Here is a 25,115-nt window from a genome sequence, read left to right on the forward strand (position 1 = left end):
AGCGGAGCTCAGACGACTAGGTGCCAAACCCAAGAAAGGCCGCCGAGTATCCAATCTCGAACAGTCGGGAGCGCGCCGAGCGTCCACAAGGCGAAGGTCGCGCTGCCGGCGAGGCCGGCGCTGAGCGTCGCAAGTGCTGCGATCCAACCAGCATAATCCGCACCGCGCCGGGCGGACTTCTGGACCCGGCGGGCTACGCTGACACCGATCGCTTTGGTGATCCGCGACAGCAGTGAAAGGAAGAGCTTGCGGCCCGGGATAAGCGCCGGATCCCAGAAGATCAGCGTGAATAGTGTCACGCCCAAGAAGAACACCGAGCTGACAAAGAGACCTGGATGCTGCGCAACCCACAAAGACAGGTCTACCGCACTGTCATTTGCATAAGGCAAGCACATGCGCTGGCCTGTTGGCGCATCGGTTCCCGCGACTGGGCAGATGATTGGGCGGATTTGCACAGCCGCCGTCCACAAGGTCGCGCCGGAGAAGAAAACACCCGCTAGGATCGCATATGCTTGGAGGCCACCCGACCGCCGCCATTCGGCGAGACCTTCCATCGCCTCAACCGACGCGCGCAGATGCGCGAAGTCGTAGGTCGACAGGTTGGTCTTCTCGTCAAACCCGGTCTCCAACTTTGGCTGGCGGCGGACGCGGGCTAGGGTTGATTGGAACGCATCGGCATAAGCGAGGATACCGAGCGCCTTTTTGTAATCGTTAATCCGCCCCTGTCGGCGGAACTGGGCAACAACCCGTGCGAGTCCCCAAAGCGTATCGCGGCGCCAATCGTGCTCATTGGTATCGACCGACGTTAAGCTGCTCGGCGCCTTTAGCTGGACAAGCGGGAGCAGCTGGTCCGAATGAGGTTCGTGATGATAATGGAGGTGGGCAACGTCCTTGACGAAGAAATAGCTTTGCGACGGTAGGATGCGCGCAGTTTCCGCCTCCATGATCCCTTGCTCGACCGCTTGGGCGTAAACGTTGCTCTGCAGAAATTGTGGCATGTCGAACCAAAGACGGAATTCGCCTGTCCTGAAGAGCGCGAACGACATCCGGTACGAGCCGACAGTGTGGGTGGCGATCTTAGCTTGATCGAGGAGGTTAACGAGCCTGTCGGGAACTGACTCGGCCGCGTGCGTCTCATCGTCAAGAACCGCCCGAATATCGTCGAGAAGCTTGTTGCGGGCGTTCTCATTGTTCTTCTCAGCGTCGTGAGGGATGACAACGAGGAGACCTGCAAGCACGCCCTGTCCATCGGTCGAGGATTTGAGCGTGTCGCCCCGGAAGTAAGGCGTGATGGCTTGGCCGCTGCATCCGATCAGGAGGAAGTCCTGCTCGATCTCCGGCCGGAAATATTTGAGGATCCGGCGCGTGATGATGCTGTCTTGCGCCGCGCGGCGCTGAAGCACCGCAACCACGCGCCGAGCCCCGTCACTGGTTTGGCGATTAAATGACCGGCAGCCGTCGAGGCCGAGTTCACGCGATCCAATCAGGCTGAAGGACAGGTGGCCTGAGATAGTCGGCACCCACCCGGCATAAGAATGTGGCATGTGTGCCCAAGGAGGGTCACCGCTCGCCGGGAAATCGAACATGCTCACGAGGCGTTACTGTCAGGGCCGGATCAAGCGACCTCTTCGGTTATCGCATGCGTCTCGCGGACCTTGTAGGCACGGCCAGCGCGATTAAGAATCGCGGCGCCCGCCTGGACCTCAATATTGGGTCCCTTGTCGCCAGCTGCGACGTCGCCATCGATCATGGCGCGCACGCCATAGTCGAGACGACGCAGGCGACGGATCTCACCCGGCCCTTCGCGCCAGACGCGCCGCAACACCGCCACGATTAGAACCGCGACGGAGCCCGAGACGACGAAGCCCAAAAGGTTCAACAGTGCCATCCGTTCCTATCCTACCGATCGTGCGCGCACGATCGGTCCTGGCGCGCCGGTCCCCTTAACGGGGACTGAGCAAAAAACAAGTTCAATCACGCAGAAACCAGACATGCCGTGCCCGGTTCCCGGGCGGCCGAAGACAAGCCGGCCGCACGGGGAAGATAGGCACTGACACCGAGAGTGCTAGAGGGGCACAATATGTGGCGTGATCGCGATACGCCATACCACATTTAGTATCCCCTTTCTGAAGTGGAGTAGAATCAATGTTGCGAAGCATTGCAACCGAAAAATGCATCGAAAATTCTTTTGGTTACTACGAATGCTTGACGAGGCGCCCCTTCACGACCTTCGCGATAAATCGCGCTGATCAAGTTGGACGCTAATCTTATTAGATCTCTCAGAAGTTAACGCGCTAAAAAAGGTTAGGTCGCGCAGCGATCTCAGGATCGCTCGCCGAAAAATGGAAAACGACTTGCTTGCAAGTACCGCGCATCCAGAGCGCATTCACCCGAAGCTTTCATCCACATCATGTGCAGCAGTCGATGTTCCGGAGAATGTCCTCAGATCGGCCACCGTATTCGCGTGCAACGAGCGCCGGCATCCCGATTGCCGTGCACGTTCCCAAACAACCCATCGAGTACGGCGCGCAGTCGAAAGAGGTCGATGGCGACGTTACCTGCGACTGTCGTCCGCAATATCGATCAACTCTTACAGGTTGGCCGGCAGCCTTTGGTGGCCATATCAGCTATGAAGGCGCAGGAACGGGCGTCTGTTCGCGAGTTCCATCAGCCGTGCTCTAGCGCGTAATCGAGTGCGGCGCAGACGGCAGCAACCTGTGCATCGACACACTCGGATGGCGTGGTACGCGGGCTGTCGGGATAGACTTCGGTCGTTGTCGTATAGCGCGCTCCAGTGATCGAAGCGCATAAGCCAAGCTTGGCTAGAGAATATTCGATCACACCGGGTGCCACGACCGGTGAACCAATGATCTCTCCCTGTGCATCAGCCGGCGCAATATGGGTAACACGTTCGACGGCGGCGATGACCGCCTGACTAAACGCCGGCTGGGGGTTTTCGCTGTCGTCGACGATGTAGAAACCGTCGGGGATCTCACCCGGCTCATAAGCTTTGCCATCGCGCGCGGCGAGCGCTGGCCGAAACTCGCTCTCATCGCTGTCGGTCGTCTCATGGAGGTCGACATGGACGAGGAAGGAGCCCCCAGTCGATTGGACGAGCTCCATCAGCGCAACCGCTTCACGCGCCGGTCCGTCGATCCGAAAATTCCGGTTGGGGTCGATCGCATCATAGTTCCAGCGATGGATCCTCTCATAGGCCCAAGGGCTAACGCAGGGCGCCACCAGCAGATTGATCCGCTCCGCATAAGCGGCAGCTTCGCGCTCGAGGAAAGCCAGAGCTCCCATCACGCCGCTCGTCTCATAGCCGTGCACGCCCCCCGTAATGAGCGCGGTGGGGAGCGTCGGATCGAAGTGACGATTGCGTAGCGCAAGCAGATCATAGGCCTCACCAGCGTAATCGAGCTGGCCATAAGTGACCTTGTCGTAACGGGCGGCGAGCGCGTCGATGCGCGGAACAACATCTTGGTCATAGCGGCGCTGGCGGGTTTGGCGCGCGCGCCATTGGTCCCGCTCAGATGCGCCCCAGGGCTGGCCGGCCGTGCCAATGGGATAGGGGATACTGTCAGTCATAACCATCTCAACGCTGCGTTGTGGGCTGCCGTGGCAGCTTGTGAGGCTGCTAAGCTACGTCACGCCATACGCACTTTGCTCGACGGGCGTTATCACACCATCTGCTCGCATAGGTGCCCGAATGAACCCCTGTCGACCTGATCGATACGTCGACGCGACAAGCCGCGCTTTACGCTGGCCGATAACTCGGCAACGCGCCTACCGGTGAATGGTCGCGGGATGTGGCGCGAGACCCGCTAAGCTATCTTGTTAGCCCCCTAGCGACATGCGGAAGAACGACGCATGTGGAGTGACGGGCTTAGGGGATGGGCGTTAGCGCTCGGGATGGAGGGCATGTGCAATGTCGTACACGCATAATGAGGACAGCCTCAAAGCCAGGCTGGTGTCGAACCGACATGTAGCGCGCGTGCTGGAGTGGTGGTCCTATTATTCGGCCTTCGTCATTCTTCCCGTAGCGGTGGCCGCATTCTTCGGAGCGGCCTATCTGATGTTTCACGACGTCTTATGACGAAGAGTAGGCCACTCAATCTTGGCGTTCGAAGCACCACCGGAAGGCCCAACGCGGCAATCCCGCATAGCTCAAGCAGTGCGATCTATTTGAGCGGCGGGATGCGCGAGGTCGAGCGGTTCCTATCTGCCGAGGGTTCGCACTGCGGCATCGCGAACGTGAATATGGGTACGTTCGGTGCCGAGATCGGAGGCGCCTTCGGTGGCGAAAGGAGACAGGCGGTGGCCGGGAAAGCGGCACCGATAGCTGGAAGGCCTATATGCGTCGGCAAACAAATGCCGTTAATTACAGGCGCGTATTGCCGCTCGCTCAAGGTGTCCGTTTCGATCTCGACTGAGTATGCCGAAACATCTCGCTCAATGAGTGTGGCCGGTCGCTGAAAGTACCGGCCACATCACGCATAAAGGTTCTTCGCCTTCGAGGCTGCGAAGCGAATGGTCAGGGCTGCCAGACCGGTGCCGCGTTCACCGTAACAACGCCCTCGGCCGCGTGTCTGCGTCTTCGTGTCGAACGCGGATACTCCGACAAAGAGATTGCGAGAGCCCTTGCGATCCGCCCGAACCGTAGGCTTCTATCTCATCGAGGCACACCACCTGTTCGGCGCCCATGATCGCGCCGAGCCCAGGAGTGCAAAGATCCAAACGAGCTTATGTCTCAGCCCGTTGTCGAGCGTTTCGGCGTCCACTACACTCTCAATCAACCGATCTCTTTCAACAAAAGCCGATCAGCACTCGAAGGTTGAGGCGTAGATTTGGATAACAGCCTAAACGAGAATGGATTAGCTTCTTCAGCCAACGAGGTGCGGACCAGTGCGTCGAATCCGCTGACATTTGCCAGTTGGCTCATCGCATCAAAGACCGCGCCAGTCAGTCAGCCAACCTTCCTCATATCGAGGCAAGGTTTGGGTATCTTGCAGACGGCTTCAGCCTCGAAAACCGTCACGCTGCTAGAGGCGCCGGGCGGCTACGGCAAAAGCACTTTGCTCAGCCAATGGCGAGACCGGCTCATAGCTCAGCACAATATCATTGGTTGGCTGTTCCTCGATGAAGATGACAATAATCCATCGATTCTGCTGTCTTATATCATATTTGCCCTTAGCAAGGGCGGTCTCCCGACCACCGATGCTCTCACGCAATTAGTCGAAGCGCTGCCTCACCAGCAGCCAAAGGCCGTGCTTGGGATGTTGCTCAATATCGTCGCCGAGACCGCGACTGAAATCTTCCTCGTGCTCGATGATTTCGAAGCTCTCGATGAAGCCGTGGTCGAGGCAGTCATAGCTCCGCTGATCCGTCTGGCGCCCGACAATTTCCACTTGATGATAGCCGCGCGGGGCCACGTGCGCTTCGGCGCGCCGCAGCTGGCGGCACAAGGCCGGCTGCAAAAAGTAGGGCCGGCGCAGTTGCGCTTCACCCTCCCTGAGATCGAGGAAGTATTCCGAGGCCAGCTGAGCAGGGCTGAAATCCTGCAAGTTGAAGAGTTGACGCAAGGTTGGCCCGTTGCACTTCAATTGCTGCGTAGCTGGATCCAGCAAGACCCGCGCCGCGCTGGCGATATCGCCGCGATGTCGGGGCTGACGGATGACATCGTCGAGTATGTTTCAGACCAGATTGTGGGCTCTTTCCCTCCGTCGGTGCACACGCTGCTGATGGAGGCTGCGGTCTTGCAGCATTTCTCCGAAGAAGATCTGCGTGATGTCTGCGGTGACGACATCGACTGGCAAGCGGTCGTGACTTGCGAACCACTTCGACCCTTTTTGCTGCCGCATGAGGATCGTGACCGCACCTATCGCCTTCACCCCATCGTGAAGGAGTATCTTTTGCGAAATCTTGCGGAGCGGGCGCCTGCCCGCAAGCAGGAGCTGCACGAGAAAGCCACATGGCTTTATGCGAGAACCGACCGACTTTTGCCGGCGATCCGGCAGGCCGACCAATCGGGCGATTTGGAGCTTGAGGCACAGGTAATCGAGAGTGCAGGCGGGGTTCAGATCTGGCTACGCCACGGCCTTACAATCACCAAGTCGATAAGCCACATGCTCTCCCAAGAGCTGCTCGATCGTTGTCCGCGTCTGGCGCTCCTGCGGGCTCTCGTACTCGCGAAAGAAGGCCGGGTTGCTGATGCGCGAGTGCTGTTCCAGCGTACTCGAGAAAAGAGCGACAACTTCGCCCATGACCGGCCAGGCGTAGATCCGGCGGCTTTGAAGCGCGATGGCCTGATGGTCGAATCCACTCTGTTGGTGAATGACTGCCGAGCGGCGACGGACGTCTATCTTGAAAATTATGAGCGGCTGGTGGGGGAGGTCTATCGGGAAAGCGAGTTCTATGCTGGCCACGTCAAGACGTTCCTCGCGCTCTCACATCACCAGCGAGGTCGCTTTGACACGGCGCATGTTTATGCGCGCGAGGCACTGCAGCATTACAGCCATGAGCGGGTATGGCATGGCGTCATCTTCCTCCATCTGCACCTTGGGGTAATTGCCTTCGCGCAAGGCAGACCGGAAGCGACTGGGCATTATCTCGACGCGAGAGCGGTTGTGCTGCAATATTTCGCATCCGATCGCAGCAAGTCCCTGCTGATCGATCCGCTGCTGGCCGAGCATCATTATGAGCGTAATCAGCTGACGGTAGCGCGCCGCCATATGGCAAACGTGCTTGGTCGACTAAACACGACTGAAGCTTGGATGGAAATCTATGCAGCCGCCTGCCTGACAGCAGCCTCACTCACCTTTGATGATAAGGGCGTTGAGGGGGCACTCGAAATTGTATCGAAGGTTCGGCAGGATGCCGAGAATCGCGGTGTTTCTGGGCTTTCAATCTTCTTGCACGCTGCCGATCTGCTGTTCCTTGCGCGTGCCGACTTAATGGATCGAGCGAGAGGGCATTTCGAAGCGCTGGGAGAGCTGTGCCTGGACAAACGAAAAGCGTCGGAGGACGCCACGACCTGGCGGGAACAGGAAATCATCTACCTCGCGCGCGCCGCTTTTGCATTGCGCGCGGGCGAGGCGCAGGCGGTAAGAAACGAGCTCGCGGACGCTACGAGCCATTTCCTTCGATCTAAGAATATCCGCTCTTACATTCGGATTGGGGCGCTTCAAGCGCGCGCCCTGCAGCAGCTTGACGAACCATCGGCTGCCTTTGCGCTACTGGCAGACATTCTCGAACATTGTCGCGAGACCGGCTATGTTCGCATCTTCCACGAGGAACATGGCTTGCTTGCCGATCTCCTCCAAGACTTTGTTGCGCACGCTCCGGCGAAGAAGGCCTACAAAGCGAGCATGGTCTATGGGAAAGCCTTGCTCAAAGAGCTTGAGGGTATGCCATCGTCCAACGCGGGTAAGCTGACCGTCCGTGAGCTTGACGTCCTACAGCAGCTCAAAGAGGGCTATCAGGATAAGGTCATCGCACGAAACCTCAGCCTCACTGAGAATACGGTCAAATACCATCTGAAGAGCATCTTCAGGAAATTTCAGGTCACCTCACGGACCGAAGCCGTCAGAGAAGCGCAACGAAAGGCGCTATAAGCTCGCTCACGATATCGAACCAACAGCGCACGGCAGGTGTCGTGTGGCGGAGGGCATCGCCGACGTCAGTCCTGCGCTTGGTGCGGATTCCCCACTCATACGAGTGGGGCGCGGTCAAAGACATCCGCTAGTCGCCTCACCCATCAAAACTAGCTCCCCCACTCGGCGACACCAATTGTCGGCAACTTCATAAGCTGAAACACTCCGATACTTGATGGTGTGACCAGCAATCTGGTCATGAATCTCGTGCGGGGCAAATTTTTTTATGAATTGGCAATCCGGCCTTCGGATCGGAATAGATGTTGGTGGCACCAATACTGACGCTGTTCTTATGCAAAGGCGCGTCGTAAGGGCTACTTATAAGGCGGCGACATCGTATAATGTCAGTGACGGCATTATTCGCGCTATCGAGACTATTCTTGCACAGGCCGGGGAAGATGTCTCGGCAGTGCAATGCGTCATGATCGGCACGACGCAGTTCACCAATGCCTTCGTCGAACGGACCCATCTCCAACGGGTCGGGATCATCCGCACTGCGCTGCCGGCCACTAAGGGTTTGCCGCCACTACTCGACTGGCCTGCGGACATCAAAGCCGCCGTCGGCGGCCATGTGGCGATGGTGCCAGGCGGCTACCAATATGACGGAACGTCGAACAGCGCCCTTGATGAGCGCGCGATCGCTAATGCTGCGCGCAATTTCAAGGCTGCGGGACTGCGCTCGGTCGCCATCACTTCGATGTTCTCGCCCGTCAATGGCGACATGGAGCTGCGAGCCGAAGAGATCGTCAGGAACGAGATACCCGATGCGGCCGTGACATTGTCGCACAAGATCGGCCGTCTCGGGCTGCTTGAGCGCGAAAATGCTGCGATCATGAACGCAAGCCTGGCGGACCTCGCTAAGCGCGTGGTTCAGGCTTTTCGCGATGCGCTGATCAAGCTCAAGATCAACGCACCATTCTATATTAGCCAGAATGACGGCACGCTGATGAGTGCCGCGCATGTCGAAAAATATCCCGTTCTAACCTTCGCCTCGGGCCCTACGAACAGCATGCGTGGCGCGGTCTACCTGTCTGGCGAACAGGACGCCCTCGTCGCTGATATTGGGGGAACGACCACCGATCTCGGCGTTCTGACCGGAGGCTTTCCTCGCGAATCCTCGATGACGTCCGACATTGGCGGTGTCCGGACCAATTTCCGCATGCCCGACATCTTGGCACTTGCTCTGGGTGGCGGCAGCATAATCCGAGCAGATGGCAAAGAGCCGCTGCAAATCGGTCCCCAGTCTGTGGGGTACCGGATCACGGAAAAGGCGCTGATATTCGGCGGCGACACGCTGACAGCGACCGACATCGCAGTCGCCGCGGGCTATGCTGACATAGGCGACCGGTCACGCGTGGTGGGTCTTTCCGCTGATGTCGTGCGCGATGCAGTGGCGCTCATGCACGGTCGGATTGCCGAGGGCATCGACCGCATGAAAACGAGCGCTGAGCCAGTGCCACTCGTACTCGTCGGCGGGGGTTCGATCCTCGTGTCGCAAGAGCTAGCGGGCATATCGCGGTTGATCGTTCCAGATCACGCGGCGGTAGCCAATGCCGTCGGAGCGTCGATCGCACAGATCGGTGGCGAATCCGAAGGCGTATATTCCTACGCTGTCACGGGCCGCGATGCAGCAATCGCTCTGGCCAAGCAGGACGCGGTAAAGTCCGCGATCGCGGCGGGCGCCGATCCTGACAGCGTTGAGATCCTCGACATTGATGAAGTGCCGCTCGCCTACGTGCCGGGCGGCGCTGTGAGGCTGCGCGTCAATGCCGCCGGCCGATTGCGTCTGACCGCCGACCTACAAGCCGCGCGGCCATAGGTGCCGGAACGACCCACCAAATATTGAAAAAATCAGCAGGGAAGTATCAAAAGGGGGATTTGAATATGACAAGGAAAAGCATTCGACGGTTGCTGACGCGAACCATGCTTGCGGCGGGTGCCGTGCCACTTCTCTTGCCTAGCGCTGCCTGGGCGCAGGATGCCACCGCTGGCGAAATCATCGTCACGGCCCGCAAGCGTTCGGAAAACCTGCAAAAGGTGCCTGAGCAGGTCACGGTGTTCACCGCAGACAAGATCGAGAATGCTAATATCACGAATCTTCGCGGATTCGTTGACCTGACGCCCAATCTCATCGTGCGCGAGACTTTCCGCAGCAACGAAACCTTCCTCACGATGCGCGGTATTTCGAGCGCACAGGGCGCGTTGCCGCCGGTCGCCTTCATCGTTGACGGTGTGCAGCTGGGATCGAACGATTTCATCAACCAGGATCTGATGGATATCCAGCAGATCGAAGTCCTTCGTGGTCCGCAGGGTACTCTCTACGGTCAGGGTGCAATTGCCGGTGCTATTGTCGTCACGACCAAGGCGCCGGGCGACGAGCTCGAAGGCATGATCAAAGGCACCTACGGGAATGCCAATTCCTACCGCATCGCCGGTGCCGTTTCCGCTCCGCTCGTTAAAGACGCGCTCTACGCCCGCGTCTCGGGCTTCTATCGCCACACTGACGGTCTGATCCGCAGCGCCGCCGATGGCCGCGCGGTGCCGGCCTATCAGGTCTACAAGCCTGGCGACCGGATTAATCCTGACAAGCAGGCCAACGTTCGTGGTCAGCTCGAATATCGCGGCGACGCGCTCAAAGTCAGCCTGCGCGGCTCTTACACCGATGGTGACGGGTCTTGCTGCTTCTTAGATATCGTGCCGCTTAACGCGGCTGGGCAAATCAATGCGTCGTTGATCGACGATGTGAAAAATCCCGGTTTCCGCGGCGATCTGGTGGGTACCGAAAAGACGATATTCCGGGATGGTTCGCTTAAAATCGACTATGATTTTGGCCCGGTCAGCCTGGCGTCGATCACCGGCTATGCTGAAGTGCGTCAGCACGACTTTGGTGACGGCGATTACACTCCCGCTGCGGTAGTTGCGCAGGACCTGCGCTTCGATTCTGACGTGTTCAATCAGGAGATCCGCCTGACGTCGAACGGTAAGGCGCCGTTTCAGTGGATCGCCGGCGGCTTTTATCAAGATCGCCAGGATCGCCAGCGTCTGATCGTTGGCGCCGAAAATGTGACCCGCCCCCAGGGCGGCGTGCCGAGTGGTTCGGTGCTCAACCAGAACAACGTCACTAACCGGCATGCTTGGGCGCTATTCGGGCAGGCGACCTACGACCTGACGGAGAAGCTCACTGCGCTGGTCGGTCTTCGCTACGACGAAGATCGCCAGAATAATCAGAACACGCTTGCCACCGTGAACACCCTCGCCAAGGCGAAATTTCATTCGCTCCAGCCCAAGGCTCAATTGTCGTACAAGTGGGCAGATGGGTTCATGACCTATGCTACCTACTCGACCGGGTTTCGCTCGGGTGGATTCACGCAGACGACCCAATTCAAGAACGAAACCAGTCGAAATTACGAGCTTGGTTTCAAAGGCAGCTTTCTCGACAACATGTTGTTCGTGAATGCCAGCGCATTCTATATCGATTACCGCAACCAGCAGCTGTCTTTCGTGATCGCGACGCCCACGGCTTTCCGTCGCGGTGCGGTCAACATTCCCAAGACCAACATCAACGGATTCGAACTTGAAGTGCAGGCGCGTCCGACGCGGCAGCTGAGCATTACCGCTGCGCTGGGTCTGTCCGATACTGATGTTCGCGAAGTGGCGGCGCTCGATCCGGCGCTTGGCGACGTGTCCGGCGCGGTCGGCAACCATTCGCCGTTGGTCTCGAACTTCACGTTCAATCTGGGCGCAAACTACACCGCGCCGATCTCGGACGACATGGACCTGGTGTTCAACGGGGACTTCCGCCGTCAGGGGGGCTTCTACTTTGACCTCCAGAACACGCTGAAGACCAGGACGGGCGATTACGTCAATGGTCGGATCGCACTGCGCACAGCCAATTGGACGCTGGCGCTGTGGGGCAAAAATCTGACCGACACGCGGCGCGCAACCCGTGTCTCAGAAACCGGTAACCGCTTGCGGACACCGAACTCGCCTAGGAGCTACGGCGTCGAAGCTAGCTATAATTTCTAACTGCGTGGCAGCCATCTTCTCATCGCGAGGGGATGGCTGCTCACAGAAACCCGAGTTGCTGACGGCCGCGAGGGTCGTGCTTTAGGATCACCATTATGGGCCATGTGCCAGACCTCGCACTGTCATCGACCGAATTCACCAATGCGCCAGTTCCTATCAACAATCGCATCAGCTGGTGGACGATCGCGCTGATCAAGATCGGAGTCGTGCTAGCGCTTCCGGGTTTTCTAATCGGCGCTCAGATCGGCCACAGCATGGGCCTTCGGAATGGCATGATCGCCTTCTTCGGTGGCGCTGCGATCCTGGCGATCATTGCAATGCTGACGGCCACGGTTGCTGCACAAACGCATCTGGCAACATCGGTCATCACCCAATTTCCGTTCGGGCGCGTAGGCGCTCGCGTCATCAATCTCATTCTCGGTATCACGCTCATTGGGTGGTTCGCTGTGACTGCAGAGATTTTCGGCAGCACGCTCGCTCAGATGGCCACGAGCATTCTCACGATTCACATTCCTGAGAAGGTGGGCACCGTGATCGGCGGGCTGCTCATGGTCGGCACCACGATGTTTGGCTTCAAAGCGATATCGCGCCTGGCCGATTTAGCAGTCCCATTACTGCTTATCCTGCTCCTCGTCATAACCTGGCTCGCGATACGTGACCATTCGCTGGCAACTCTGCTCGCCTATCGCGGCACCGGGCAAACGTCGATTGGCGTCAGCATATCGGCCGTGGTGGGGGGCGCCTCGGTTGGAACCATTATCTTCCCTGACATTGCGCGCTTTGCGCGTTCGGCCAATCACGGCCGCGGCGCTGCCGTTTTCACCTACGGGCTGTGCCTGCCTTTGATGTTTGTCATGGTGGCAGTCGCAAGCGTCGCGACGGGAGAGCGTAACATCATGGTGCTCATGCTGGCGCTTGGGCTTGGTGGAATCACGCTCGCATTTCTCGTGTTCAAAGCGTGGACCACCAATGTGGCCAATCTCTATTCGTCGTCGTTATTCTTCTCGACATTGCTACCGCGGTTTCGCTTCCGCTTTGTCGTACTGGGCGTCGGTGCACTGGGGATAGCGAGCGCAACTCTCGGGCTTACGCAGCATTTCGTCCCGTTCCTGCTTGTTCTGGGCATCACCATTCCGCCGATCGCCGGCATTTATGTGACGGACTATCAGCTGCGCGGCCGGAGGCTCGACATCGCTGTGCTGGCAAGCAATCCGAAGATCGGCATTCCGGCCTTCTGTGCATGGGGTGGGGGCATCGCGATCGCGGGATTGAGCAGCAGCAATTCTGTCCTGACCCTGACCAGCATTCCGTCATGCGACTCAATCATCGTTGCAGCAGCACTTTATGCTGCTCTGCATTTTTGCACCCAGGGGCGCAGCCGTCTGGCGACGTGAGCCGCGCCACGATGGGATGTTCAACTCTCAAGTATCTTTAGCGGAGCTATCATGGCCCACCATATTCGCCTCCTGACAGTCCATACGACAGACATGTCGCACAAGCTGCTCCCGCTGAAGCGGATCTTTTGCAGCATCAAACCGGAATCGGTGATTGCAGGAGTTCGGGTCACAGAAGACAATATCGATGCGCTCATCGCGGCAGGAGACCTGACCGCCGACACAATTGATGACGTGCTGGATCTGGATCGAGTTCGATTGAGCCAAACCCGGCTCCGCTACGGAGCATCATCGATTGAGAGCGAGTTCGATGATCTTCTCTCCACCCCTTATATCATCGGGGCAGCGATGGAGGCCGAGGACGAGGGTTGCAGCGCCGTAATCATCGACTGCGTCGGTGATCCTGCACTGCATGCGGCACGCGAAGCTGTGCGCATTCCCGTAATCGGTGCTGGCGAAGCTGCGTTGCACATCGCGGCGACCTTAGGGCACCGCTTCAGCATTGTGACGATCGCTGATCGCCTGCGACCCATCCTTGATCATCATATGACGACTTATGGTGTTGCCGGACAATGTTGCTCAATTCGCGCTATTGAGATTTCAGGCGTGCACTCGGGTCATGACGCCCATGTCATCTACGACATGCTGGCGCGGGAATGTTTGGCGGCGGTGGAACAGGACGCAGCCGACCTGATCGTGCTCGGCTGCACGGCCTTCTTCGGCGCGTCAGAGTATATCACCCAATTTCTCGAGCAGCACGGCCAGAGCGGCATTCCGATCATCGATCCTTTGCCCTCGGCAATTGGCATGGCTCGCAGCCTCCTTGATGTCGGCCTCACTCACAGCCTCGCGACATATCCGCCGCCGCCGATCAAAGCGCGCAGCGGCTACCTTATGCCGACCCGCTACCATCAGCATTGATCGTGCTGCGCAAAATATAGTCCACAAGGTTCATCAATAATGACGTTTCAGATTAGAACGGAAATTCTCGCGGATCTCGCGCGAGGCGCAGCATTTTTGGGCACAGGCGGAGGCGGTGATCCCTATATCGGCCATCTGATCGCGCGTGAGGCGATCGCCCAATATGGTGCACCCGACGTGATCGACGTCGAGGATTTGGCAGACGATGCCGTTGTCATGTCGATTGCGGGTTTCGGAGCGCCGACGGTTCAGATCGAAAAGCTGATCGGCGGTGGCGAGGTGGAGTTGGCGCTGGCGACGCTCGAACATCATCTCGGCGTCAAGGCCTCCGCGATCATGCCTGCCGAAATCGGTGGCAGCAATTCGATGATCCCGATTTTGCTGGCGGCCATGCGGGGACTTCCGCTCATCAATGCAGACGGTATGGGGCGGGCGTTTCCCGAGCTGCAGATGAATACGTTCAGCGCCAACGGTATCCGGGCCACTCCATTGTCCGTGGTCGACGAGCATGGCAATTTCGCGATCGTCTCCGCCGACAGCGACAAAAAGGCCGAGGCGATGACCCGGGCTCTCGCAATCAGCATGGGCTTGCGCGTCTTTGTCGGCTGCTTTCCGATGTCGGGGCGCCAGGCAAAGCAGAGCGCCGTGCGAAGCACGCTGACCGCGGCCTATGAAATCGGGGTGGCCATCCGTGAAGGCCGCGCCGGGAAGGACGTTTCCCAGAGCCTCGTAGAATGCCTGAACAAGGGCGGGCTTTATAAGAATGCGAGAGTGCTCTTTGACGGCAAGATCGTAGATTTGGTGCGCGAGACCACTCGAGGGTTTTCGGTCGGCACCTGCCATCTCACGGATCTATCTCGCTCCGAACTCGACTGCACCGTCATTTTCCAGAACGAAAATCTGGCGGCGCGCATCGGCGGCAGGCTCGTGGCGATGGTACCTGATCTCATTTGCATCATCGACCGTGAGACGGGCGAACCCATTCCGACGCAGTCCTTGAAATATGGCCAGCGTGTCAAAGTTGTCGCCATGAGCGCGCCCGATCAGTTGCGAACGCCGCAGGCTCTCCGGCTGTTTGGCCCGGCCGCCTTCGGCATCGACGAAGAATACGTGCCCATCGAGAACTTCTGACACGTCCTGTGGCGAAATCGCCCAGCATGATCGACTTTGGAACGAGGTGATCGCCAATGCCGAAGCTCAAAAGAATCCGCCTGATAACTCCTGTCACCCAGGATGTTTCTGAGCGAATGGTGGATCTGGAATCCCTACAGCACCCTGGCGAACTCGAAATATCGCGGACCGGCATCGCCTTTGGTCCGCCGTCCGTGGAATGCGAATATGACGAAGCTTTAGCGGCACCTTATATCGTCGCTCGGGCGCAGGAGGCGCGGGACGAAGGGGTCGATGCAGTCGTGATCGATTGTATGAGTGACCCCGGATTGCGAGCCGCGCGTGAGCTTTTGGACATTCCTGTCTTCGGCCCGCGTGAAACCTGCATGCATGTCGCGACCATGCTAGGACATCGATTTAGCTATATCGGTATCAAGAACCGCAATCGCGCCCGGATCGAACGCGCTGCCGCAACTTATGGTGTTCTCGATCACCTGGCGTCGGTGCGCGCGGTCGATCTCGACGTTGTCGAGGTTACTGGGCCGACAGGGCAACATAGGCTGCATGAGCGGATCATCGAGGAATCGCTGATCGCGGCCCAGAATGATCGCGCCGATGTTTTGTTGATAGGGTGCACGGCGTTTTTTGGGTGCGAGGTTATTGTCGGACAAGCGCTGGAGCAGCACGGACTGTCCATCCCCGTGATCAATCCCATCCGAACGACGGTTGCCTACGCAGCCAGCCTACTCGACCTTGGGCTTTCGCATAGCAAGAAGGCTTACCCAGCCCCGCCCATTCGGCCGCGCACGGGTTATCCGTTCAAAGACGGGAGCCCAATACCCGGTGTCAGCGCCAGGTGATCAAGCGACGAAAGTGATGGGAGAGGCGGCGCGTAGGAGCGTCTCCTTGGGAGGCTGTAGAGTCTCTGGCGTCTTGGCGGTGCAATCAACGTGACCAAACACGATCGGTCCCAATTCATTGCGGAACCCACGGAGCTTCAACACCATCGCAGTACGTTGCATGAAATGAAGCTGCTGCGTCGATCGGACTGGTTCGCTCCCGCCCTTGGCTGGCCGACGATGGGAGAGTTTGCACATCTCACCAAAATACCGGTTGAGCGTTGGACAGCAGTGATCTGTGGAAGCCGGCCCCTCGACCTCGACATGGCTATCGCGTTGTCGATCTTCTGGGATGCTCCAGTCGATCATTTCCTTAATGAGACGCCTGGCGGTATCTGATCGGCGGCTTCTAGGGCGCCTTGCCAGCGGGCCCCTTCACAACTTTCATTCCCGTTATCGCTTCGAGCGTGGGCTCTGATCGGAGGCATCCGATCTGATTGCGCGATCCAGCTGCTTTGCGCCTTGTAATCGGCCGTTCCGCGAGATCGGGTGCGTTCCTGAAATCCGCCGTTCGATTATAGCGCCGGGCAATCAACCTCGGACGACTGCTCGGTCGCGGAGAAAATACGCTGCGTCCTTGCGCCCGCAGGATTGCGGTCACGTCGGGACGGCTTGCCGTTGCCTCCTGGCCTGCCAGCATTGCGACGCCACCGGCGAGTTCGGTCGCGATCAGGCCCGTACGTGCTCCGCCGCGATCGCGACGGCCAGCAACACGGCGAAGATGCCCGCGTTCAGCTTTGGCTCCCAATAGTCCATCACGAGCACGGTTAGCGCGAGCCACGCACCGGCACCTGCCACCGAAAACATCACAATGGCCGGGTCGCGCAACATGTCGGGGTGTCGCCGCACCGTCCATAGGCACATCATCCCAAACAGTACCTGCCCGAGCGCGAAGGCGGAGTGTAGTCCGTAGTAAAGCGTGGTCTGCGGCCCCGGCACGTGCTTGCCGCGCAGGTGGTGGCTCACGACATCGACCGCGAAATGCAGCGTGCCGGTGAGCGTCAGCCAACCGAATGCGGCAAGGGTCAGATACTTGGTCATGATTGGCTCCTTGCTAGACCGGTTAGAACCGCACACCCGTCGCGTTTTCCGACAATGCCCACAGGCGCTCGCCAGCCGCGCGGTCCAGCGCTTGTGGGGGGATCTGGGCCTCCGCAGGGTAGCCGCGCGTCTCGCCAAGCCGGTCGGGGCCGTAATAGCCCCCCGCGCGCGCCTCGGGCGCCGCCGCTGCAAATAGCAACGGAAGCGCACCCTGCGCCGCGGGCTGGAAGAGGAACGGCAGCAGCGACCGCACGCGGCTCTGCACGCTGCCACGTCCCGGCCCTTTGTGAAGGAGCTCGGTGCGTGAGACCCCTGGATGTGCGGCGATGCTGGTGATGTTCCAGCCCGCCGCCACGCTGCGCCGCTCAAGCTCGAAGGCGAACATAAGACACGCGATCTTGGATCGGGCATAGACCGGCATTGCCGTATAGCCGGCACTCGCGTTCCACTCGTTCCAGTCGACCGATCCCGATCGCGCCGCGACGCTCGACACGGACACCACGCGGGCACCGGTCGACGCGCGCAGCAACGGCATCAACTGCCCGGTGAGAGCAAAATGCCCGAGATGATTGGTGCCGAACTGCAACTCGAACCCGTCCTCCGTCTCGCGGCGCTTGGGCGGCACCATCACGCCCGCATTGTTGACGAGCAGGTCGACCCGCTGCCGGTCGGCCCGCAGTCGCTCGATGAAGAGCGCGATCGAGTTGAGCGAGGCGAGGTCCAGTACCTCGAAGCGAGCCTTCGCGGCCGGCACGCACGATTCGATGCGGGAAACCGCCTCCGCACCTTTGCGCGGATCGCGGCCGGCGATCACAACCTCGGCGCCGGCACGGCTCAGCGCCAGCGCCACCTCGAAGCCGAGTCCGCCCGTACCGGTCACCACCGCCGCTCGCCCGGCCTGACTAGGCATGTGGCTGGTTGTCCACTTCCGCATCATCACCAATCCTGCTATTTGCACTGGGTGCAGATATTAACTTGCACTCAGTGCAATAATCAAGCGTGAAGTGACGAGAAATGATTGAGAAGGTTGCCGCGCCGTCGCCAGGACTTCGCGAGCGGAAGCGGCAGGAGACGCTGCGAAAGATCACCGATGCTGGCATCAGCCTGTTCATAGACAAGGGCATCGACGCGACGACGTTGGATGAGATCGCGGCGAAGGCGGGCATCTCGCGCCGCACCTTCTTTCACTACTTCAAGTCGAAGGACGACATCCTCCTTTCCCTCCAGCAGGGCATGGGCGAGATGATAGCGGTTCGGGTCCGGCGAGCGGGCGATCGCGTCTCGCCGATCGACGCCATCCGCACCGCGGTGATCGCGGCCTGCGTCGAGGTGCCCGCCGACGACATGGTCGCGATCGACCGGCTTATGCGGTCAAGTCCGGCCGTGCAGGCGCGCAAACAAGCGAGCTATGTCGAGCATGAACGCACGCTGTTCGACGCGCTGCGGGAGCGATGGCCCAACCCCGCGCGTGAGATGGCGCTTCGGCTTATCGCCATGCTCGCGATTGGCGCGATCCGCCTCGCCACGGAGGCGCTTGGCGTCGAAGGCGAACGGCGCACGCTGATCGAGCTTATGGAAACCGCGTTCGATGCGCTGAGCGACGAGCTGTTAGAGGCGGGGACTAACGGTCGAACAGCTTAATTGCGCGCGAGCTTTCCTGAAGCGTCATAGCTTGCGAGACGATAGCTCGATGGCCTCGGCGTCATTCCGCTCCAACCTGCCTGCGGTCCATAGAGCCATCTTTGAAGAGCTTGTCGTTTGCAGCCGGAGCGGTCGACTATGAGTTGGGGAGCCTTCTAGCGGCAAAGCGCCCTAAACTCGGTCGTTCGGAAGCCCAGAACTATTTCCCGAAAGCGGTCATAAGGTTTCCTTGATCATCCCTCGCCTTCAGGCAGTTCGCTTTTCCAAGCTAATTCGATCCGCGCCCTTGCGCTGCTTGACAGCCGCCGCACACCAAGATTGCGAGAGAGTTCCACGGCATCGCCACCCGTGCGAGCGGCGCGCAGTTCGGCAAGAGCGATATCCTCGATCTGTCTGACGTCCTCTGCGCTCGCGGGAATGCGCACCCGATCCCAGAGATTCCGCGCGTCTACATCGGTCCAGATGAACCGGTCACCGCGCTCTTCCTGCTCAACGAAATGTAACTTGTCGACGATCGTCATCACGCGATCCCGGATGATCCGGCCTGCGCGTTGAAACCCATGCGCCCGCGCGATCCGCTGCACCATCAACGTCTCCGCGATCGGCGCCTCCGATACCAACACATGCCGGACGAGCGAGATCAGTACCGCGTCGTAGGACGGTTCGTAAAAACTGTCTGGATCGATCATCGGCGCTAGCGCTGCAAAATCGGTGGCACGGTAGAGGTCTCTCTCTCCGGATGTTGGAGATGCTGCCTGCTCGGATTCGACGAAACGCGCATAAGCGAAAGCGCGTGACGGCGGTTCGTGGCGCACGATATCAATCGTGTCGGCGACGGCCTCAGCCTCCGGCACGGGCCAGTTTTGTTCGACAACGGGCGGGGCGATCGGATCGACATCAGGCGCCGGCGATCCCAACGCAGCAGCGTCTTCCATCGCAGCTTCACGATCGGCGACGGCCGCGCGATCCGCCGCTAACAGGGCCTCAATCTGCTCGTGCAGCCGATCGGTCGCTCGCTCCTTGTCGATCCACCAGTCGGTCGACCAGATGCGAAGCAGGGTCCAGCCGAGCCCTTCGAGGATCGCGGCACGCACCTTGTCGCGATCCCGCGCGGTCGCCGCGCTGTGATAAGAGGCGCCATCGCATTCGACGCCGACCAGATAGTCGCCCGGCCGATCCGGATGTACGACGCCCAGGTCGATGCGGAACTTCGACACGCCGACCTGTGGCACGATCGTCCAGCCGCGACGACGAAGTGCCGCCGCGACGGCCTCTTCGAACGGCGAATCCGCACCGCCCAACGAACCCTTGTTCGCTTCGGCGAGCGCGCGCGGCCCGCGTTCAGCAAATTCGATGAACGCCTTGAGGTCGCGCACGCCTTCGGATGCCGTGCGGGTAAGATCGATCATGCCCGGTTCGAACGAGGTGAAGATCCTCATCTCGCGACGTGCCCGTGTCGCCGCGACGTTTAGGCGCCGCCAACCGCCCGAATTGTTCAGCTTGCCAAAGGACATCGACATTGTCTTGCCGCCGGGTTCGGTCGGCCCGAAATTCACGCCGAGCAGGATGACGTCGCGTTCGTCGCCCTGCACCGTTTCTAGGTTGCGCACGCAAACCGGCTCGGTCCGGTTCTCCTGATCGAAATGCGGCACGATTTCAGGATGCGCACGCTGCGCCTTGTCAAGCAGATCCTCGACCAGCTTCATCTGCTCGGCATTCATCGTGATAATGCCGAGCGTCAGCGGATTGCCCTTTTCATCCACGAAGCCCGGATCGCGCAGCCGCCGCACGGCTCCGTCGACGATCGCTTGCGCCTCGATCGGGTTGGTCTTGATTCCGCTGGTATAGACGCCCGGAACACGTTGCCAGGTGACAGCACTAGGACGGGTTTCTGGGGGCGGGAAGGTGACGAGCTTGCTGTCGTAATAGCGCGTGTTGGAAAAGGTGATCAGGCTTTCGTGCCGGCTGCGATAATGCCAGTCGAGGCTGTGCTGCGGCACACCGGCAGCAAGGCATTCGTCGAGGATGCTCTCCATGTCGGGCACGGTATCGTCGTCGATCGTGGCAGTGCCTGATCCGCGCCCGAAATCGTTGCTAGGCGGCATCTGTCGCGGATCGCCGGCGATGACGACCTGTTTGCCGCGCGCCATCGCCCCAATCGCGTCCCATGGCGTGATCTGTGACGCTTCGTCGAAGATGACGAGATCGAATAACGCCTGATCGGGGGGAAGATATTGCGCGATCGACAGTGGGCTCATCAACATACACGGCGCAAGTCGGGTGAATGCATCGCCCATTTCCGCCGCGAGCTTGCGGATCGGCATGCTCGGGCGCTGCAACTGAAGCTGGTGCTTGAGCGTGCCGTAACCGTCTTTTTTGCCGACCGCATTCTTGTCCGGGATCAACCCGCACAGCCGCGCGCGGACATAACGCGAAGACAACAGGCCCATTCGGTCGTCGAGCGCGCGGAAGCGCGCGATCCGATCCTCCTGCTCGCCCACCATGAAGTGGGTCAGCATCGGCTCCTGGTCGATCCGGGTGAAGGCGAACCAGCGGGCATAAGCGGTCTCGAACACGGGCAACGATGCTTCGGGAGCAATCGCCCCGCGCTCGAGCGCCGCAACCAGCGGGGCAAGATGTGCCTGCATCGCCTCGTCACGTACACCGCGCCAATGCGCCCAATCCCGAAGTCGACGGCCATGCGCCACCACCGCGCTGGCGCGCAGACGGAGTTCGGCAAAATCGCTTCCCAGTTTCGCGCCAGACAGCGTCTCGAAACGACCAATCACTGCGTCGAAACGGTCGAGCGCACGCCGCAGCCGTTCGATAGCGCCCGCCACCGCACCATCGTTTGCCAGCATCTCATTGGCGTCGACCACAAGCGTCGCGGTCGCACCACGCAGCGTCACCAGCATGTCGGGGCCATCCGCTTCGGCCGCAATCGCCGCGCGCAATCGGTCGGCGCGTCCGATCGCCTGTTCGATCCGGTCGCCATCGCTTGCAAGCCCGGCCCATCCCGGCAACCCCGATGCCTGGTTCGCCAGCCCGTCAATCTGCGCCAGCAGATCGCGCATCGCCGCAAGCCGAGGCAGATCGGCTTGCGGGTCGACCATAGCCGATGCACCACCCGCCTGCATAAGCGCCCGCGCCACCTTGCGCTGCGCCAGAGTGGCCAGGAACCAGAACTTGCCCGACGCGACTTTCCAATCCGCGCGCATCGCCTCGATATCAAGACGGCGCGCGGCTTCGGGCGCATAAGGTGCGCTTAACGTGGCTTCTTCCAGCCTATAGCGCGCGATCAATGCCAGCGCGTCACGCACGGCCATCACCCGATCGGTCATATCGGGAGCGAAGGCAAAGCGCAGATCATGGCCATGCATCGACAGGCACAGATCAACGAAGCCAAGCAACGCTCCCAGCTGTGTGCGATCCTGTCCGGGTAGCGGGAGCCTACCCGCGGTTGCGACCGCCTCACGCGCGTCTACCACGGCGTCGATCGCATCGGGGACTTCGCCCGCGCTGGCGACGATTGCCTCCTGCCACCCGTTCGACCAGTCGGTCCGCGCGATCCCGTCCAGCTCAGCGGGCAGATCGGCAACCGTCTTGCGCGCAATTCCCATCCGCCGGGCGATGTCTCGAAATTGCGCCATATGATCGGCCGAATGGCAGGTGGCGGCCGGAAAAGTGAACTGTGGGGTCGCTTCGTCGGCATCGCGCACGGTGCGTCCGATCGCATTATGGATTGTCCAGCCATTGGCGTCGCGGCGATGGAGCAACGCCACCACATCGTTCAATTCATCACGCAGACGATGTGTCTCGTTAGCCTCGCGATCCCATTCCTCCTGGGTCAGCGTGTCACGCGCCGTCCAGGCGCTATCGAGTTGTTTGAGGACTGCAGTCTTGGTCGCCTTGGCCGAATGAAGTTCGAGACAGAAAGGTGCGAGGCCCTTGTCGGCCAATCGCCGCTGCACGACCTCCAGCGCCGCGCGCTTCTCCGCCACGAACAGTACGCGCCGCCCGAGTGCGAGATTATGCGCAATCATGTTCGCGATCGTCTGCGACTTGCCCGTTCCCGGCGGACCGTCGAGCACAAAGTCACGCTGCTCCGCAGAGGCGACAACCGCTGCCAGCTGCGAACTGTCCGCCGGCAGCGGCGTGAACAGGCTGGCAGGATCGATCCGGGTGTCCATTTCCTCGGCGCGGGGGAAACCGCCCTTATCGACCTGCACTGATCCATCCCGATCGATCAAGTGCCGTACCAGCGGGCTTTCCTTTAGCCGGTCGGCGCGGTCGACCAAATCCTTCCACATCAGATATTTTGCAAAGGAGAAGGTGCCCAGCGCAACTTCGGGCACCACCTCGAAACCCACAATATCGCGAACGGCGGTGCGCACCGTGCGCCACACCCCAGCGACGTCGACCCCGCTATGATCCTGCGGCAATTCACCGTCCAAACCAGGAATGGTCAGTTCGAAATCCTGTCGCAGCAGTTCGAGCAGGGTCAGGTTGAAGCGCGGCTCGTCCTCATGCGCGATCATCGTCACACCGGACAGCGCACTCTTGCGCTCCAGCCGTACCGGCAACAGGATCAGAGGCGCGCGATACGTCTTCTCCTCCGACGCGGACTTCTTCCATTTGAGAAAGCCCAGCGCGAGATAGAGCGTGTTGGCTCCCCCTTCCTCCAGATCGGTACGCGCCTTGCGGTACAGTTCGATCAGCGACGCATCGAGCTTGTCCTTGGGCAGCAGCGACAGCGCCTCGCCCCGGTTCATCGCCTGCACCGCCACCTCTTCGCGCAGGCTTGTCTGGGTCTGCTGCTGGTAGAGTTTCTCGTCGCGCCCGCCGACATCGAGATCGGGCATTGGTACGATCCGCACCTTGCGACCGCCGGCGAGCAGGTCTTCCAGCGCGCCAGGATCGGGGCACAGCAGCCTGATGACGGTCTTGCCGTCCCGCAGATTGAGCAGACTGTTGCTGGTCGTCAGGTTTAACAGTTTGCGCTGCCACTGCAGGATCCGCCCCGCTGCTGTTGGCACGTCTTCCACCACCTCGACATCAAAAGCCGGCAGCGCCGGAGCCGCCTCCAGCCCCTCGGCGACCTCGGGCATGTCAGGACCGGCGGTGCGCCCGGTCGCGGCAACGCCGAGCGGTCGGATCTTCTGCATACGGGCGCGGCGGACGTCGATCGCCATCTCGAACTGCGCATCGGCCTCTTCGGCGATTTGCCGCCGTGCGGTCGCCATTGCCTGCCCGAACCCCGCCGGCGAACTCTGCGTCGCCAAAGTCGTTTCGAACACGACCAGATCGTCCAGATCAAACCGACGGCGCAGCGCCGCCGCCTCATCGGTCACCAGCGTGGCGAACTCGACCGGCTGGAGCCAAACGCCGATAAAGGCATGACCTTCGGTCAGGATCAGCAGCGGATTGAGGTTGGCCTGTTCCAACGCGGCTGAGAACAGCAATGTGGTGTCGAGACATGTCGCCAACCGACCGTCGAGGATCTGCGACGGGGTGCGGACCTTCTGCCCTGTCCGCTCGAAGCTTGCCGGCGGCAGCGCATAAGTGATGCGCAGCCCCGCAACAGCCGACCAGATCGCGGACACGAGTTCCCACACGCGCTCCCGCTGGCCCGATCCATAGCCATCGATCGCATCTGGCTTGCCCGCCCGGCGCAGAACGTCCGACGCGCCTTTCAGCACCCGATCCACCGCCGGATCGTTCGGCATCACGAAGGCCGGCAGCAATTCGGCCATCGAACCGATGCCACCCCACTGGTTGTGAGCCAAGAGCTCCACCGGGTGCAGATGCTCGGCGAGGATGCCGCCGGACGCATCGGTCAAGTTGAGAGTCAGCGATCCGACCATACTCTCGGTCAGCTCGTGCAGCAGGGTCGCATTCAGCGCGACGTCGCGATCAGCAACGTGCACCTCGTCGCCAGGTAGCAACGCATCCATCCGCCAGCTCTTGCTCTGCACGAAGGGCGGATCCGCGACCAACGACAGGGTCAGATCGTGTGCCCCGCTGCCGACGAGGGCGATCACGCTCAGCTCGCGAATGACGGGAATAGCGTTCTGATGGGTAGCAAAGCCGATCTTTGCAGCGATCGCGCAATTGATTTGCCAAGTCATGTTAAAAGCCCCTCTTGAGGCAAGAGATGACTCAACGGTCTTTGTCGTTCAATATTTGATAGCATCCGGAACGGTGAGATCACGTCTCGGTATGAAGCTGATAGCTAATGCTAGGCTTCTAACGCCCTCATAGTCGCCGTTCGCCGGCGCTACCGTAAATGCCGAAAGCAGCCATTCGGCCAGCTGGGCTCATGAGAGGGTTGTGGCAGAAGCCGAGGGCCGCACCCTGGCTGCTTGGCAGGCCTAATATCGACTGCCCGGAAATTGATAAGGCCTCTTTCGCTGGGACCGGTCCCTTGCCTC

The 25,115-nt window shown here is 60.2% G+C and carries 16 protein-coding genes; 10 read left to right on the top strand and 6 right to left on the bottom strand.

Features of this window, described 5'->3' with window-relative positions; translation table 11 throughout:
• Nucleotides 1–8 precede the first annotated feature (8 nt).
• From EOD43_RS03440 to EOD43_RS03450, 3 genes are all read right to left on the bottom strand, one after another.
• A complete protein-coding gene (locus tag EOD43_RS03440) occupies nt 9–1,592 on the bottom strand; it encodes a hypothetical protein (protein WP_164857069.1) in 1,584 nt (527 codons plus the stop codon).
• 23 nt (nt 1,593–1,615) lie between these two features.
• Nucleotides 1,616–1,888, bottom strand: a complete 273-nt coding sequence (locus EOD43_RS03445) for a hypothetical protein (protein WP_127741113.1) — start codon at nt 1,886–1,888, stop codon at nt 1,616–1,618.
• Between the two features lie 779 nt (nt 1,889–2,667).
• Complete coding sequence (locus tag EOD43_RS03450; RefSeq protein ID WP_127741115.1) at nt 2,668–3,588, bottom strand: M14 family metallopeptidase; 921 nt, start codon at nt 3,586–3,588, stop codon at nt 2,668–2,670.
• 340 nt (nt 3,589–3,928) lie between these two features.
• On the opposite strand from EOD43_RS03450, the gene EOD43_RS23520 reads away from it, so the two are divergent.
• From EOD43_RS23520 to EOD43_RS03495, 9 genes are all read left to right on the top strand, one after another.
• Nucleotides 3,929–4,096, top strand: a complete 168-nt coding sequence (locus EOD43_RS23520; protein ID WP_164857070.1) for a hypothetical protein — start codon at nt 3,929–3,931, stop codon at nt 4,094–4,096.
• A gap of 751 nt (nt 4,097–4,847) precedes the next feature.
• Nucleotides 4,848–7,613, top strand: coding sequence for a helix-turn-helix transcriptional regulator (locus EOD43_RS03460; RefSeq protein WP_127741117.1), 2,766 nt, complete (start codon nt 4,848–4,850; stop codon nt 7,611–7,613).
• A 265-nt stretch (nt 7,614–7,878) separates the two neighbouring features.
• Nucleotides 7,879–9,471, top strand: a complete 1,593-nt coding sequence (locus EOD43_RS03465; RefSeq protein WP_127741119.1) for a hydantoinase/oxoprolinase N-terminal domain-containing protein — start codon at nt 7,879–7,881, stop codon at nt 9,469–9,471.
• Nucleotides 9,472–9,536: 65 nt separating this feature from the next.
• Nucleotides 9,537–11,678 carry a TonB-dependent receptor gene (locus tag EOD43_RS03470; protein WP_127741121.1) on the top strand — a complete coding sequence of 714 codons (2,142 nt, stop codon included), beginning with the start codon at nt 9,537–9,539 and terminating at the stop codon, nt 11,676–11,678.
• Nucleotides 11,679–11,773: 95 nt separating this feature from the next.
• Nucleotides 11,774–13,072 (top strand): cytosine permease, encoded by a 1,299-nt coding sequence (locus EOD43_RS03475; RefSeq protein ID WP_127741123.1) that lies wholly within the window; start codon nt 11,774–11,776, stop codon nt 13,070–13,072.
• 51 nt (nt 13,073–13,123) lie between these two features.
• On the top strand, nt 13,124–13,993 hold the full coding sequence (locus EOD43_RS03480) for an aspartate/glutamate racemase family protein (protein WP_127741125.1): 870 nt from the start codon (nt 13,124–13,126) through the stop codon (nt 13,991–13,993).
• A gap of 39 nt (nt 13,994–14,032) precedes the next feature.
• Nucleotides 14,033–15,124 (top strand): DUF917 domain-containing protein, encoded by a 1,092-nt coding sequence (locus EOD43_RS03485; protein ID WP_127741127.1) that lies wholly within the window; start codon nt 14,033–14,035, stop codon nt 15,122–15,124.
• Between the two features lie 56 nt (nt 15,125–15,180).
• On the top strand, nt 15,181–15,963 hold the full coding sequence (locus EOD43_RS03490) for an aspartate/glutamate racemase family protein (RefSeq protein ID WP_127741129.1): 783 nt from the start codon (nt 15,181–15,183) through the stop codon (nt 15,961–15,963).
• A gap of 165 nt (nt 15,964–16,128) precedes the next feature.
• Nucleotides 16,129–16,341 carry a hypothetical protein gene (locus EOD43_RS03495; RefSeq protein ID WP_164857071.1) on the top strand — a complete coding sequence of 71 codons (213 nt, stop codon included), beginning with the start codon at nt 16,129–16,131 and terminating at the stop codon, nt 16,339–16,341.
• A gap of 330 nt (nt 16,342–16,671) precedes the next feature.
• On the opposite strand, the gene EOD43_RS03500 is transcribed toward EOD43_RS03495, so the two are convergent.
• Together EOD43_RS03500 and EOD43_RS03505 are read right to left on the bottom strand one after the other, a co-directional pair.
• Nucleotides 16,672–17,043 carry a hypothetical protein gene (locus EOD43_RS03500; RefSeq protein ID WP_127741133.1) on the bottom strand — a complete coding sequence of 124 codons (372 nt, stop codon included), beginning with the start codon at nt 17,041–17,043 and terminating at the stop codon, nt 16,672–16,674.
• 22 nt (nt 17,044–17,065) lie between these two features.
• Entirely contained in the window at nt 17,066–17,980 is a 915-nt protein-coding gene (locus EOD43_RS03505) for an SDR family oxidoreductase (RefSeq protein WP_240653063.1), read from the bottom strand.
• 77 nt (nt 17,981–18,057) lie between these two features.
• On the opposite strand from EOD43_RS03505, the gene EOD43_RS03510 reads away from it, so the two are divergent.
• On the top strand, nt 18,058–18,684 hold the full coding sequence (locus EOD43_RS03510; RefSeq protein ID WP_127741135.1) for a TetR/AcrR family transcriptional regulator: 627 nt from the start codon (nt 18,058–18,060) through the stop codon (nt 18,682–18,684).
• Nucleotides 18,685–18,917: 233 nt separating this feature from the next.
• Here EOD43_RS03510 and EOD43_RS03515 read toward each other — a convergent pair whose 3' ends face one another.
• Entirely contained in the window at nt 18,918–24,812 is a 5,895-nt protein-coding gene (locus EOD43_RS03515; RefSeq protein WP_164857072.1) for a DUF3320 domain-containing protein, read from the bottom strand.
• Nucleotides 24,813–25,115: the final 303 nt, after the last annotated feature.

The sequence above is a fragment of the Sphingomonas crocodyli genome (genome assembly GCF_004005865.1).
In the GTDB taxonomy this organism is placed as follows: Bacteria; Pseudomonadota; Alphaproteobacteria; order Sphingomonadales; family Sphingomonadaceae; genus Rhizorhabdus; species Rhizorhabdus crocodyli.

What these genes read in the sequence shown, in the direction of transcription:
- EOD43_RS03445 (WP_127741113.1), bottom strand. Translation starts at nt 1,888, where the DNA reads ATGGCACTGTTGAACCTTTTGGGCTTCGTCGTCTCGGGCTCCGTCGCG.
- EOD43_RS03450 (WP_127741115.1), bottom strand. Translation starts at nt 3,588, where the DNA reads ATGACTGACAGTATCCCCTATCCCATTGGCACGGCCGGCCAGCCCTGG.
- EOD43_RS23520 (WP_164857070.1), top strand. Translation starts at nt 3,929, where the DNA reads ATGTCGTACACGCATAATGAGGACAGCCTCAAAGCCAGGCTGGTGTCG.
- EOD43_RS03465 (WP_127741119.1), top strand. Translation starts at nt 7,879, where the DNA reads ATGAATTGGCAATCCGGCCTTCGGATCGGAATAGATGTTGGTGGCACC.
- EOD43_RS03470 (WP_127741121.1), top strand. Translation starts at nt 9,537, where the DNA reads ATGACAAGGAAAAGCATTCGACGGTTGCTGACGCGAACCATGCTTGCG.
- EOD43_RS03475 (WP_127741123.1), top strand. Translation starts at nt 11,774, where the DNA reads ATGGGCCATGTGCCAGACCTCGCACTGTCATCGACCGAATTCACCAAT.
- EOD43_RS03480 (WP_127741125.1), top strand. Translation starts at nt 13,124, where the DNA reads ATGGCCCACCATATTCGCCTCCTGACAGTCCATACGACAGACATGTCG.
- EOD43_RS03485 (WP_127741127.1), top strand. Translation starts at nt 14,033, where the DNA reads ATGACGTTTCAGATTAGAACGGAAATTCTCGCGGATCTCGCGCGAGGC.
- EOD43_RS03490 (WP_127741129.1), top strand. Translation starts at nt 15,181, where the DNA reads ATGCCGAAGCTCAAAAGAATCCGCCTGATAACTCCTGTCACCCAGGAT.
- EOD43_RS03495 (WP_164857071.1), top strand. Translation starts at nt 16,129, where the DNA reads ATGAAGCTGCTGCGTCGATCGGACTGGTTCGCTCCCGCCCTTGGCTGG.
- EOD43_RS03500 (WP_127741133.1), bottom strand. Translation starts at nt 17,043, where the DNA reads ATGACCAAGTATCTGACCCTTGCCGCATTCGGTTGGCTGACGCTCACC.
- EOD43_RS03505 (WP_240653063.1), bottom strand. Translation starts at nt 17,980, where the DNA reads ATGATGCGGAAGTGGACAACCAGCCACATGCCTAGTCAGGCCGGGCGA.
- EOD43_RS03510 (WP_127741135.1), top strand. Translation starts at nt 18,058, where the DNA reads ATGATTGAGAAGGTTGCCGCGCCGTCGCCAGGACTTCGCGAGCGGAAG.
- EOD43_RS03515 (WP_164857072.1), bottom strand. Translation starts at nt 24,812, where the DNA reads ATGACTTGGCAAATCAATTGCGCGATCGCTGCAAAGATCGGCTTTGCT.